Annotated in this window: 15 protein-coding genes; all 15 read left to right on the top strand. The window is 36.4% G+C overall.

All coding sequences use genetic code 11. The features are described from left to right. The first annotated feature begins 13 nt into the window (after nucleotides 1-13). The 15 genes from PRVXT_RS11255 (at nucleotide 14) to PRVXT_RS11185 (ending at nucleotide 13,410) form a co-directional block, all read left to right on the top strand. Nucleotides 14-652 carry an ATP-binding cassette domain-containing protein gene (locus PRVXT_RS11255; RefSeq protein ID WP_350342968.1) on the top strand — a complete coding sequence of 213 codons (639 nt, stop codon included), beginning with the start codon at nucleotides 14-16 and terminating at the stop codon, nucleotides 650-652. 48 nt (nucleotides 653-700) lie between these two features. Continuing rightward, a complete protein-coding gene (locus tag PRVXT_RS11250) occupies nucleotides 701-1,051 on the top strand; it encodes a hypothetical protein (protein ID WP_350342967.1) in 351 nt (116 codons plus the stop codon). A 312-nt stretch (nucleotides 1,052-1,363) separates the two neighbouring features. Beyond that, complete coding sequence (gene istA / locus PRVXT_RS11245) at nucleotides 1,364-2,617, top strand: IS21 family transposase (RefSeq protein ID WP_350342966.1); 1,254 nt, start codon at nucleotides 1,364-1,366, stop codon at nucleotides 2,615-2,617. Then, nucleotides 2,599-2,871, top strand: a complete 273-nt coding sequence (locus tag PRVXT_RS11240) for a hypothetical protein (protein WP_350342965.1) — start codon at nucleotides 2,599-2,601, stop codon at nucleotides 2,869-2,871. The genes istA and PRVXT_RS11240 overlap by 19 nt, the downstream gene beginning before the upstream one ends. Beyond that, nucleotides 2,861-3,586 carry an IS21-like element helper ATPase IstB gene (gene istB / locus PRVXT_RS11235; RefSeq protein WP_350342964.1) on the top strand — a complete coding sequence of 242 codons (726 nt, stop codon included), beginning with the start codon at nucleotides 2,861-2,863 and terminating at the stop codon, nucleotides 3,584-3,586. Before PRVXT_RS11240 ends, istB begins: the two co-directional genes overlap by 11 nt. Before the next feature lie 367 nt (nucleotides 3,587-3,953). Next, entirely contained in the window at nucleotides 3,954-4,304 is a 351-nt protein-coding gene (locus PRVXT_RS11230) for a BMC domain-containing protein (protein WP_350342963.1), read from the top strand. A 12-nt stretch (nucleotides 4,305-4,316) separates the two neighbouring features. After that, a complete protein-coding gene (locus tag PRVXT_RS11225) occupies nucleotides 4,317-4,742 on the top strand; it encodes a EutP/PduV family microcompartment system protein (protein ID WP_350342962.1) in 426 nt (141 codons plus the stop codon). Nucleotides 4,743-4,831: 89 nt separating this feature from the next. Then, nucleotides 4,832-5,401, top strand: a complete 570-nt coding sequence (locus tag PRVXT_RS11220; RefSeq protein WP_350342961.1) for an ANTAR domain-containing response regulator — start codon at nucleotides 4,832-4,834, stop codon at nucleotides 5,399-5,401. Between the two features lie 24 nt (nucleotides 5,402-5,425). Further along, entirely contained in the window at nucleotides 5,426-6,826 is a 1,401-nt protein-coding gene (locus PRVXT_RS11215; RefSeq protein ID WP_350342960.1) for a sensor histidine kinase, read from the top strand. A 109-nt stretch (nucleotides 6,827-6,935) separates the two neighbouring features. After that, nucleotides 6,936-8,369 carry an ethanolamine ammonia-lyase reactivating factor EutA gene (gene eutA / locus PRVXT_RS11210; protein ID WP_350342959.1) on the top strand — a complete coding sequence of 478 codons (1,434 nt, stop codon included), beginning with the start codon at nucleotides 6,936-6,938 and terminating at the stop codon, nucleotides 8,367-8,369. 35 nt (nucleotides 8,370-8,404) lie between these two features. Beyond that, nucleotides 8,405-9,769 (top strand): ethanolamine ammonia-lyase subunit EutB, encoded by a 1,365-nt coding sequence (locus PRVXT_RS11205; protein ID WP_350342958.1) that lies wholly within the window; start codon nucleotides 8,405-8,407, stop codon nucleotides 9,767-9,769. A 25-nt stretch (nucleotides 9,770-9,794) separates the two neighbouring features. After that, complete coding sequence (gene eutC, locus PRVXT_RS11200; RefSeq protein WP_434064319.1) at nucleotides 9,795-10,706, top strand: ethanolamine ammonia-lyase subunit EutC; 912 nt, start codon at nucleotides 9,795-9,797, stop codon at nucleotides 10,704-10,706. 25 nt (nucleotides 10,707-10,731) lie between these two features. Next, nucleotides 10,732-11,385 carry an ethanolamine utilization microcompartment protein EutL gene (eutL, locus tag PRVXT_RS11195; RefSeq protein WP_350342956.1) on the top strand — a complete coding sequence of 218 codons (654 nt, stop codon included), beginning with the start codon at nucleotides 10,732-10,734 and terminating at the stop codon, nucleotides 11,383-11,385. Between the two features lie 18 nt (nucleotides 11,386-11,403). Beyond that, nucleotides 11,404-11,925 carry a BMC domain-containing protein gene (locus tag PRVXT_RS11190; RefSeq protein WP_350342955.1) on the top strand — a complete coding sequence of 174 codons (522 nt, stop codon included), beginning with the start codon at nucleotides 11,404-11,406 and terminating at the stop codon, nucleotides 11,923-11,925. Further along, nucleotides 11,926-13,410 carry an acetaldehyde dehydrogenase (acetylating) gene (locus tag PRVXT_RS11185; RefSeq protein ID WP_350342954.1) on the top strand — a complete coding sequence of 495 codons (1,485 nt, stop codon included), beginning with the start codon at nucleotides 11,926-11,928 and terminating at the stop codon, nucleotides 13,408-13,410. The last annotated feature ends 2 nt before the right edge of the window (nucleotides 13,411-13,412 follow it).

Raw genomic sequence — 13,412 nt, 5'->3', positions numbered from 1 at the left:
GGAGGTGGTATAGATGTTGATTGAAGGTCAGGATTTATCAGTAGCAATCGGGGGGCGACCGGTGCTTGAAGGCGAGACAATAAGTTGTGAACCTGGTATGATGACAGCTCTTGTTGGCCCTAGCGGATGTGGGAAGACCACTTTATTGCATTGTCTCGGGTTGTTGCTACCTGTAGATCAGGGACGCATTTTGAACGGTGGAAAAGATGTAACTAAGTACAGTACTGAAGCAAGGCGGCGATTTTGGCGGGATCACGCTGCTTTTATACTTCAGGACTATGGGATTATGGAGGAAGAGTCAGTTGCTTTTAATGTTACTATGGGAGTGAGTTTGTTGGGAAAACGGGTCACTGGAAACCAGGAGCGGTTGATGGAGGTGCTTGAACAGACGGGCCTTCAGGGCCGAGAAAAAGAGATGGCTAGCCATCTAAGTGGAGGAGAAAAACAGCGTCTGGCCTTGGCCCGTGCAATTTATAAGGACGCTTCGGTTCTGTTTATTGATGAACCCACTGCCTCACTGGACGCAGCTAATCGGAGAAAGGTTATAGAACTGTTCTCTGACTTTGCCATGAGGGGCAGCACAGTCATTGTGGCGACCCACGACTCTGAAATGATTAACGCTTGTGACGTTTTGCATGAGGTCGGTTCTTAAGTTACCTCATTTGTCGACCAACAATTACGTAAGATTAGGAGGAGTCATATGAGAATAACCTATAAAATCATTATTGCTGTCGCTGTCTTACTGGTGATAGTGGGAGCTGCGGCTCTAAACGGTCTGTTTTCATCACCAAAGGACACGCATCCGCCGTACGACCAGTTGCCGACGGTAGTTGAGGTCACTGAGGCGCTGGACAGACATCAAGATTTAGCTGAAGAGATAGAAGCCTTAGGTGATGGTATTACGGTAAAGGTAGGCAAGCCGTTTCCTGAGCATCAGGACCGAGGGTTGATATTGGTTAGTTATAGTTCGAGAGCAGAGCGTGGCGCTATTGGCGATTTGCTTAAACAAAGTGAAGGATTTGGGGTGCCAGTTCATTTGGAAAAACGTTAACGTAGAATAAAGACTTTTTAGTTAGAAGAAAATAAAGGCAAGACATCGGGGTCAGTATTGATACTTTTAATCTCACCGTATATTTAACGGTGAGATTTAGTATTTTTAAAAGCGGATTGTTATAAGGATAGGTTACAATAAATAGGACAGATTAATTTCGAACAATGTTATAATATAATTATACATTACTAAGATTGTTTATGGTAAAGTAAAAATACAATAAATGGCCGTCAAAAATACAAAAAGTAATTGCCAGTACAATCCAATCAATATATCCTTTTAAGTGACCACAACTTAAAAGGGGGAAAGGATGTGCTGACAATTACTCAATTAAATTATATACGAAAAATGTATTTTGAGAAAGGCTTAAGTTATTCTGAAATAGAAAGACGCACTGGTCATAATTATCGCACAATTAAAAAATACTTAGAAAAAGAAGATTTTAATGTAAAGCCTAAGAAAAAATCCGGTCCTACAAAATCGGACTTGATTAGACCTTATGTCAGAGAAATACTAGAAGAAGATAAGGATAAAAAGAAGAAATACCGACATACTGCCAAGAAAATACATGAGAGATTAAAGGCAGAACGTCCTGGTAAGTGTCTGATTTCTGAGCGGACAATGCGAACTTTAGTAAAAGAAGAAAAGCAAAAGGTCTACGACACTGACGATTGTCATCTTGACCTAGATCACCCTGGAGGAGAAGCTCAAGTTGATTTTGGAGAAATATATATCATCGAAAATGGCACTAAGAAAGTGGCCCATGAGTTAGTACTTTCCTTCCCTAAAAGCAATGCTGGGTTTTGCCAAGTTACTCGTAGTGAGACCATGGAGGCTTTATGTGAAGCTTTGATTAACATATTCAAATATATTAGCTTCACTCCAAACAAAATATGGTTTGACCAAATGGCAGCTGCTTGTATTAGAAAAAAAGACTCTAAAGGGCAGCCAGTTATGACAGAGAGATTTGCACGACTAGCCCTCCATTATGGCTTTGAACCAGTGTTTTGCAACCCTGATAGTGGCAACGAAAAGGGTAATGTTGAAAAAAAAGTAGGTTACTTTCGAAAAAACCTTTTTGTGCCAGAACCAGAAATCAGTGACTTAGAAAAGTACAATTTTGACCTACTTAATCGATGTTCCGAGGATAATCAGAGAAGTCATTACAAAGAACCAGGGACAATAAATGAGATATTTATAAAAGAGACTGAGCTTATGAAGACCACAACTAAGGTAGACTTTGACTATGGGAGATTTGAAAAGAGAAGGGTCAATAAACTAGGGTATATAATTAATGATCATTGCTCCTACTCTGTTTCGCCTAAGTATGTAGGCAGTTATGTATGGGTAAAAATTCTTGCTAACGAGTTGGTGATTTATGATAAAGACTATCGTGAGATAACAAGGCATAACAGGCTTTTTGAAAAGGGCAAAAAATCTACACATTGGATGGACTTTATCGACGTTATCGCAGCAAGACCAAGAGCATTAAAATATTCAGGGTTTTACTCTTTACTTCCGGATAATTGGAAGTCATATACAATGAAATGGATAATGAGGATTTAAAACAAAGTCTAAAGTTTTTAAAAATGTGTTTACTTGAAAAAGATATGGCATTTGCGGAGAAGGTTTTAGCTGAAAACATAAGGAAATCTGTTAAAGAAACTGCTGCTTTATGGACAACTTACTACCGTCTTACAGAGGATGTCTCCGTTTACCACCAAAATCAATCACCCCCTGCTTTACCTCGCCTCCCAGACTATGACATCAGTGCAGAATCCTACAACTCACTTATGGGAGGAATGAGAGATGATAGATAAAATTAAATTTTACCAAAAAAAACTGAGTATATCCAATTCGCTAATGGATATATGTGACGGACTTGAGTTTAGATCTAAAGAACAATTTTTAATGGATTTACTTGAAGAGCTGTATAAAGAAAGATTAGAAAGAAGCCGAGAAAGGAAATTGAAAGCTGCTAAATTTCCAGTAGTAAAAACCTTAAATGGCTATGACTTTACAGATATTATTTTCCCTGAAAAGCTAACAATAGAACAGTTAAAAGGACTTAACTTTATTGAAAACAAGCAGAATCTAATCTTTTATGGTGGACCTGGCGCTGGTAAAACGCATTTAGGTATTGCTCTTGGAACCATGGCAATCAATAATCAGAAGTCTGTTCTGTTTTACACAGTACACTCCCTGATTAATGAATTAGTGAAGGCTAAAGAAGAACATTCTCATGAAAAGTTAATGAAGAAGATAGAAAAAGCTGATTTATTAATATTAGACGAATGGGGCTATTTGCCTCTACATCAAGAGGGAGCTAGGCTTTTATTTGAAGTTATCAGTCTTTGCTATGAACGAAAAAGCATCATAATTACTACTAATATGGAGTTTAACCACTGGAAAAATTTCTTGTTTGACGAGAAATTAACAGTAGCAATAATTGACCGATTAGTTCATCATTCACACTTATTATTTTTCGATAGAGAAAGCCACAGAAAGAAGTACGCGTTAATGAAGCAAGGTTAAAATTAACAACCGGATTGTACTTGCATTTTTCTTGGCCATTTTTTGTATTTTCCTATTGCCAAAAACACTAAGATTCGCTATAATCCTTTTTTTGTGTGCTTAAAATTGAAGAGAGGTATAAAATCTTTTCTAGAAAAGATTTTAAGCAAGCGTCAAAAAGTAAAAGAAGGTGTGTAAATAAAGGCCAATAAAAAAAATAAAAAGCCTTGTAATAAAAAATGAATTATGTTATTATAAATTAAAATGAAAATCAAAGTTGCACAACGGCGTGCAATATTGAGAAGCGATGAAGCTTACGATGCAAAACAAATGTTTTGCAAGTAAGTTTTTTTTGTTTTTTAACTTCATATTTAAAAGGAGTACTGTTATGCTTACAGAAGAAAAACAACGAATGGTACAAGAATATGTGCCGGGCAAACAAGCAACTCTAGCGCACTTAATTGCACATCCTCAGAAAGATATTTATAAAAAATTAGGATTAGTAGAAAATCAATATGATGCCATAGGTATTTTGACTATTACCCCGGGCGAAGCATCGATTATTGCTGCCGATGTAGCAACCAAAATAGCTAGTGTAGAAATTGGATTTTTAGACCGATTTAGTGGGTCTTTAGTCATCACAGGGGATGTATCAAGTGTAGAAACTGCATTAAAAGGAGTTATAAAGAGTTTGAACGATACATTAGATTTTGCCCCTACTAAAATAACGAAAAGTTAAAAGAGGGATTCTATGAAAAAATTAATGTTAATCGGTAAAACTGGTAGTGGGAAGACTTCTCTTAGTCAAAGGTTGAATAATCGACCATTAGGTTATAAAAAAACACAAGCAATCGAATATGAGCAATATATCTTAGATACTCCCGGAGAATATATCGAAAACTCTAGATTTTATAACGCTTTAACCACAGTTGCAGTGGATTGTGATGTTATAGGTCTTTTGCAGGCAGCTAACGAAACATACGATGCTTTCCCACCGGGGTTTGGTGCATCTTTTAACAAACCAATTATTGGAATTATAACGAAAATCGATTTGGTTGAAAATTGGAGTAACGCAAGAGAAGAACTTATTCAGGCTGGTGCCAAAAAAATTTTTCCTTTTAGTGCCATAACAAATGAAGGGTTAGAGAATATAAAAGACTATTTACAAGTGACATAAAAAAGAATAATATAAAATTAATAGTCAATATTGTTCATTGTTATGAAGTAATCAATGATGATTACCTTGCAATAAAAGGAGGAAATTCCATGAGCAATAAAGTGGTGGTAGTCGATGATGAACCTATTACGAGAATGGATATTGTAGAAATGTTAAAAAACGAAGGTTACAATGTGGTAGCCGAAGCATCTGATGGGTTTGATGCTATTGAACTATGCCAAAGGCACAACCCAGACTTGGTACTAATGGATGTAAAGATGCCTTTACTTGATGGCTTGAAGGCCGCAGAAATCATTTATCAAGATAAACTAGCAAAATGCATTGTCTTAATTACAGCGTACAGCGAAAAAAAATTCATTGAAGAAGCACAAAAGATTGGTGTTATGGCTTATGTTGTAAAGCCTATTAATGAAAAGAATTTAATGCCTACACTAGCTATCGCATTATCAAAGAGTCAAGAGTTTGCGCAAATGGAAGAAGAAGTGGAAAAAAACAAAGTGAAATTAGAAGATCGTAAGCAAATTGAAAAAGCAAAAGGATTGTTAATAAAAAAAGAAGGTATCACTGAAGAAGAAGCCTACAACAAACTTCGTGGTTTGAGCATGTCTAAACGCCGGTCGATGGGAGAAATTGCTAGAATTATTAATATGGATCGATAAAGGAGGGTAGGTAGAGGTGGAGAAATGTTAAGAAAACTTTGTAAGACCTATACTCAACTAACAGAACAAGACTTAGATGTACTGGAAAATATTGAAAATGTACTGCCGCTAATATCGAGAGCCAATCAAGGGGATGTGTTTATTGATTGCCTAACTAATGTTCCCAATATTGCCATTGTAGTGGGAGAAGCTCGACTAGATAAAGGGAGTTCGATGTACTGTCAATCTGTTTTAGGCGAATTTGCTTTACGAGAAAATGAGCCTGCAGTTTTACGAACATTGCAAACGGGTGTTCCTTCAAGGAATTTAAAAGGGCGGACACAAGAAAACAAACGAGTTAGACAAATTGTTGAACCGATTTATAATCTTAAAAACCAGATAATTGGGGTACTTATTATCGAGCAAAACACGATTGTGGCTAATGAAGATATGGGACAATTATTAAATTCGTCCTGCCTTGAAAAAAATAACAAAGATAGTTTTGAGTTCCCTCAAAATACTATTATTCATCATGTGAAAGAAGCTATTGTCATTTTTGATAAGCAAGGTGTAGCTACTTACTGTAATTCTCAAGCAGTCGAACTGTATAAAAAAATGGGGTATCAAGATGAAATCGTCGGCTTATCTCTTCATAACCTTACATTAGGTACAGTGGATTTAAATTATCCCAGTGAAGAAGAGGCCCTAACTATCAGAGAAATCCGAGCAGGGGATCTGTCTTTACAAGTTCGCTATTTGCGAATGGATGATCAAGAAAAGGCGACTGGTTATATTATGATTATTGATGATATTACTGAGGTTAAGAAAAAAGAGATGGAACTGATTTCTAAATCTGTGGCCATAAGTGAAATTCATCATCGAGTCAAGAATAATTTGCAAACTATAGCAAGTCTATTGCGATTACAGTCTCGAAGAGTTGAAGCTGAAAATGTAAAGAGGGCTTTTGAAGAGAGCATTAATCGCATTTTAAGCATAACTATTACACATGAATTATTGGCTCAAAAAGGTTTAGATGATGTGGATTTGATTACTATTTTAGAAAAGATTCGTGAAAGTGTTATCGGGCATGCTTTCTCTTGTGAAAAAAGTATTGACATTCATGTTCGCGGCGAACATGTCGTAGTAGACTCAGATAAAGCAACTTCTATTGCCCTAGTTGTGAATGAATTATTGCAAAACTCTCTAAAACATGGTTTTGAAGGGAGAAGTAGTGGAGAGATCGTTATTGAAATTACCAAAGGAACTTTATGTAATGACATTAAAATTCGGGATAACGGGGTTGGATTTGAAAAAGATCAAAGTGGAAAAGAAACAAGCTTGGGATTGCGAATTGTTAAGAGTATTGTGCAAGAACGATTACATGGGAATTTTCGAATTAAAAAGATCCAAAATGGTACGGAAATTCGGTTTAGTTATAAAAAATAAATAAAAAGTACAACGGCGTACTTTTAAGAGGCAACGGAGCCAAAATTTCATGGAGATTATCCATGTTTTTTGGCTCCGTTTTTTGATGTAATTAGGAAGGAGGAATTCCATGCAAGATTATATTTTAAGCGTAGGAATTGATATTGGAACATCTACTACTCAGCTGGTATTTAGTCGTTTTGCTATTGAAAATACGGCATCTATGATGGCTATCCCTAAAATACAAATTATTGATAAAGAAGTTGTATATCGTAGTGATATCCATTTTACTCCATTACTATCAGACACAAAGATTGACGGACCAGCCGTACGTCAAATTATCGAGAAAGAATATGAAAAAGCAAAAATTTCTTATGATAAAGTTGATACAGGCGCGGTAATTATTACTGGGGAGACGGCGCGAAAAGAAAATGCTAATGAAATACTAACGATGCTTAGTGGCATGGCGGGAGACTTTGTAGTTGCAACTGCAGGTCCAGACTTAGAGAGCATTATTGCAGGTAAGGGAGCGGGGGCTGGGAAAGTCTCGAAAGAAAAAAACACAATAGTAGCCAATTTAGATATTGGCGGAGGAACAACCAATATTGCTGTTTTCCAAAATGGAGAAGTGATCGATACCACTTGCTTAGATATTGGTGGAAGGTTGATTAAATTTAAAGAAGGTACGAGGGAAGTTTCTTATGTTTCAAAAAAAATAAAAATACTGGCAGAAGAGATCGGTATTTCTTTAAAAGTTGGTCAACTATTGTCTGTGGACGATTTGCAAAAAATTTGTAATCGCATGGCGTCAATTTTAGCAGAAAGTGTAGGAATTCTTCCAGAGACACCTTTGCTTAAAGAAATGGTTACGGCGAAACCTTTGAGAAAAAAAATGGCTATTGATTATCTCTCTTTCTCGGGAGGAGTAGCGGATTGCTTTTTTCAAAAAAAAGATGAAGATCCTTTAAAATATGGAGATATTGGCTTAGTTTTTGGACAAGCGATTCACAATTCATCTTGGATAAAAGATATAGAACTTATTACAGCAATAGAGACGATAGGAGCCACTGTAGTGGGAGCAGGAACACATACCACAGAAATTAGTGGGAGTACGATTACCATTGCATCAGAATTACTTCCGATAAAAAACGTTCCAATTTTACGCCTTAACTCAGAAGACGAAGCATTAGAGCCAGAGAAACTTACGGAAAGAATTAAAGAAAAATTAGATTGGTTTGCATTAGAGAATGATAATCAACTTGTAGCTCTTTCGATGCATGGGATTAAAAATCCCAAGTTTCAACAAATCCAAGATTTTGCAAAGTCAATTATCCAAGGAATGCAAAAAAAGTTGGGAGCAAACCAACCCATTATTGTGGTGGTAGAACAAGATATGGCCAAAATATTAGGGCAAAGCATCAATGCCCATTTGGATAAAAAAAATCCAATTATTTGTATTGATACCATAAAAGTAGATAATGGAGATTATATTGATATTGGCAAGCCTTTAGCTGGGGGAAAAGTTGTACCAGTGATTATTAAAACTCTAGTATTTAGTTATTAATAATATCTATCTAATTATAGAAGGGAGATTAAAAGATGCTATTAAAGACGAAAGTATTCGGCACGGTATATCATTTCAAAAACCTAAATGAAGTGATGTCCAAAGCCAACGAAGAACGCTCTGGAGATAAATTAGCGGGATTGGCTGCAGAATCTACAACAGAAAGAATTGCTGCAAAAGAAGTATTAAGTAATTTAACATTAAAGGATCTTCGGAATAATCCAGCAGTACCTTATGAAAAAGATGAGGTTACAAGAGTCATTCAAGATGGCGTTAACAACCGAATTTATGAAGAAATTAAAAATTGGACAGTTTCAGATCTTAGAGAGTGGATTTTGAATGACCACACCAAAGGGAGCGACATTCAGAGGATTAGTAGAGGATTAACCAGTGAAATGGTGGCAGCAGTAGCAAAATTAATGTCCAACCTAGATTTAGTGTATGGAGCAAAAAAAATTGAAATTACTGCGCATTGCAATACCACCATTGGAGAAGATGGAACCTTAGCCTATCGCTTGCAACCAAATCATACTACCGACAATATTGAGGGAATTAAAGCCTCTTTATTTGAAGGTTTAAGCTATGGAGCTGGAGATGCAGTATTAGGGCTTAATCCTGTAAATGATACCGTAAGTAGTGCCAAAAGAGTTATGGAGTTGTTTGAAAGTGTAAAGCAAGAGTGGAAGATCCCTACACAAACGTGCATCTTAGCTCATGTTACGACACAAATGGAAGCAGTAAAACAAGGGGCACCGACGGATATGATTTTTCAAAGTATCGCTGGGACAGAAAAAGGAAATGAAGCTTTTGGAGTAACCGATCAATTATTAACTGAAGCTCAAGAATTGGTGTTAAAAGAAGGAACCTCTACAGGTCCTAATGTTATGTATTTTGAAACCGGACAGGGTTCAGAACTATCCTCTGATGCTCATATGGATGTAGACCAAGTTACGTTAGAAGCTAGATGTTATGGGTTAGCTAGAAAACATAAACCCTTCTTAGTCAATACAGTTGTAGGGTTTATTGGTCCGGAATACTTGTATAATAGCAAACAAGTTATCCGTGCAGGATTAGAAGATCATTTTATGGGGAAATTATCTGGCCTTCCAATGGGAGTAGATGTTTGCTATACAAACCATATGAAAGCAGATCAAAATGACATTGAAAATTTAAGTATGTTATTGAGTAATGCAGGTTGCAATTTCCTAATTGGCGTACCTTCTGGAGACGATATTATGTTAAATTATCAGAGTTCCAGTTTTCATGACGCCGCAACATTAAGGGAATTATTGAATTTACAACCGATTCCTGCATTTAAAGAATGGTTAGAAGAAGTGGGAATCTATAAAAATGGAAGATTATCAAAGAAAGCTGGAGATGCATCAATCTTTCTAAAATAAAAGACTAAGGAGGCGAATAGTATTGATTTCTGAATCGGCAATTAAAGAAATGGTTCAACAAATTGTTGAACAGTTAGCAACACAGAACTCAGGTCATTCTAAAGAAACATTTGAAAAAACAATTAATCAGCAAATTAATGAAAAAATTGGCAATGAAAGTCTTTCAGTAACGGATAAAGAGTTACATGATATTACTGAGCAACGATTACAAGAATATTATAAAGTTCCTGATCCGAAAGAGAAAGAATCTTACATGGCATTAAAAGAAAAAACCTCAGCAAGAGTAGGAATATGGAGAACTGGATCTAGATATAAAACGGATACACTTTTGCGCTTTAGAGCAGATCATGCTGTAGCTATGGATGCTGTATTTTCATATGTATCCGAAGATTTATTAAAGAAAATGAACCTGTTTATGATTAACACCTTATGCAAAAACAAAGATGAATATATTACTAGGCCAGATTTAGGAAGAAAATTTAGTGATGAAAGCATTCAAAAGATTAAAGCAGAATGTATTCCTTCTCCAGAAGTACAGATTTATGTATCGGATGGATTAAGTTCTACTGCCATTGAAGCAAATATTGAAGAAATTTTGCCATCAATTATGCAAGGGTTAAAAAATGAAGGGATTAAAGCTGGGACACCTTTTTTTGTAAAGCATGGGCGAGTTCCAGCAATGGATGTAATTTCCGAAACTCTTGATGCAAAAGTTACTGTCGTTCTAATTGGAGAACGTCCAGGTCTAGCGACAGGTGAAAGTATGAGTTGCTATATGGCTTATGGCGCAAAAGTAGGCATGCCTGAGTCGCGCCGTACAGTGATTTCTAACATTCATAATGGGGGGACACCTGCTACTGAAGCAGGAGCGCATATTGCAGGATTAGTAAAAGAAATGTTGAGACAAAAAGCCAGCGGATTAGATTTAAAAGTTTAAAAATTACAAGAATGGAGTGAAGAAAATGAAGAATGATGCACTACGTGCTTCGATTTTAAGTATTAAAGTCATTCCTAATGTAAGTACCGATTTAGTGAAGGAGTTAGGACTGCAAACTGGGCACAGAAGCATAGGAATTGTTACTGCTGATAGTGATGATGTACTATATACAGCTTTAGATGAAGCAACTAAAACAGCGGATATTCAAGTAGTTTATGCCAAATCTTTTTATGGTGGAGCCGACAATGCTAATACAAAATTAGCAGGAGAAGTTATTGGAATCATTTCAGGACCTGATCCTGCCGAAGTAAGAAGTGGGATAGATGTTATTGTAGATGTTGTAGAAAATGAGGCGTGCTTTTATAGTGCCAATGAAGATGATTCTATTGCCTATTATGCTCACTGCATCTCACGAACAGGTTCATACTTATCAAAAGAAGCAGGGATCAAAGAAGGCGAAGCACTAGCATATCTTATTGCTCCACCCCTTGAATCAGTCTATGCACTAGATGCAGCGATGAAAGCCGCTGATGTTAAGATTGTCAGTTTTTATGGTCCGCCATCGGAGACTAATTTTGGTGGAGGATTATTAACAGGTAGCCAATCTGCTTGTCAAGCCGCATGCGAAGCTTTCGCCGAAGCTGTACAGTTTGTAGCGGAAAACCCAAAGAAATACTAAGGTGAGGAGATAACCATTATGAGTTATGCCTTAGGAATCTTGGAAACCTATGGATATCTTCCAGCAATTGCAGGAGTAGATAGTGCGTTAAAATCGGCGAATGTAGGAATAAAAAGCGTGCAATTACCTGGTGGGGGATTGGTAACTATTTTAATTCAAGGAGATGTAGCTGCAGTAAAAGCTTCGGTTGAAGCTGGAAGTGCAACAATTGAAAGTATAGGTGTCTTAGTATCTCATCATGTAATTGCTAGATTGGATAAGGAGACAGAAAAACTTTTTTATGGTTCAATTAATTCTTGTACTGGTCAAGAGCAAAAAAAGGATTTAACAGAATTATTAGAGCCTAAAAAGCAAAATCTTGTCCCCAAAAACAATGAAAGTTTATCAAAACAAAAGCTTGATAAATTAAAGGTTACTGAATTAAGGAGAATAGCCAGAAGTTTTGAAAACTTTGCCATTGAAAGCAAAAATATTAAATTTGCCAATAAGTCACAGTTAATAAAAGCGATCTTAGAAAAAACACAACCGGAGGTGGAATAATTGGCATTGGTAGATAAAGATTTATTATCATTACAGGAAGTACGAGATATGATCCGAAAAGCAAATGAAGCTCAAAAAGAATTTGCAGAATTTAGCCAACAGGATATTAATCAAGTAGTGGAAGCTATGAAAGATGTAGGGGAGCGCCAAGCTGAATATTTAGCTCAATTGGCTTACCAAGAAACGGGATTTGGGAAATGGCAAGATAAAAAAATAAAAAATGAAATTGCAAGTACAGGTGTTTATGAATATATAAAAGATATGCGAACTATTGGAATTATTGATGAAGACCAAGAAAATGGGATTGTAGAAATTGGAAACCCGGTTGGGGTAATTGCTGCATTAATTCCTTCCACAAATCCAACCTCTACGGTAATTTATAAAGCAATGATTGCTTTAAAAGCAGGAAATGCAGTTGTTTTTAGTCCACATCCTAGCGCGCTAAATAGTATTTTAAAAACGGTAGAGCTTTTAAATAAAGCTGCCGTAAAAGCTGGTGCGCCTAGTGGATTGATCCAGTCCATGACAGCTACTACGTTAGAAGGAACAAGTGCATTAATGAAGCATGCTGGAGTAGATTTAATTCTTGCTACAGGTGGTTCAGCAATGGTAAAAGCAGCTTATAGTTCAGGGACTCCTGCTTTAGGAGTAGGACCTGGAAATGTTCCTGCTTTTATAGAAAGAAGCGCTGATGTGCAAGAAGCTATTAGCAAGATCATATCGAGTAAAACTTTTGATAATGGAACAGTATGCGCTTCGGAACAAGCTATTGTTACAGAAAACTGTGTAGCAGATAAGATAAAAAAAGAATTGCAAGCACAAGGTGGATACTTTTTATCTGGTGAAGCGTTAGAGAAAGTAAAAGCGATAATGGAAACAAAACGAGGTGGAATGAATCCGAAGATTGTAGGGCAATCAGCAAGTTTTATTGCAGATATGGCAGGAATTGAAATTCCAAAAGGCACAAAACTTCTTATTTCTGAAGAAACAGAGGTTGGGAAGGATATTCATTTTTCTAAAGAAAAACTTACTTCACTGCTAGCATTTTATCAAGTAGATAATTGGAAGAAGGCTTGTGAAAAATGCTATGAGTTATTAGAAAATGGAGGATTAGGTCACACCTTAGCAATCCATTCAAAAAATGAGGAAATCATCAAGGCTTTTGCCTTAGAAAAACCTGTATCACGATTGTTGGTGAATACACCTTCAACTCAAGGAGCTGTAGGATTAAGTACAAATTTAGCACCTTCTTTTACTTTAGGCTGTGGTGCAATCGGTGGCAGTGCGACTTCAGATAATGTAAGTCCAATGCATTTAATCGATATTAGACGAATGGCGTATGGAATTAAAGAAAGAACACAAGACACTTGCAAAATTTCTCAAGCAACAGGAACTGCAGAAGAAAAGTCTTCTTCGGCAGAATCCTTAAGCAAAGAAGAAATTGATATGATTACTAAGTTGGTAATGAAGAATTTAAAAAAATAAAA

Origin of the sequence: Proteinivorax tanatarense (genome assembly GCF_040267685.1) — a bacterium.
Classification (GTDB): domain Bacteria; phylum Bacillota; class Proteinivoracia; order Proteinivoracales; family Proteinivoracaceae; genus Proteinivorax; species Proteinivorax tanatarense.
Note: the sequence above shows the minus strand (reverse complement) of the source record. Positions and strands in the feature narration are given on the sequence as shown.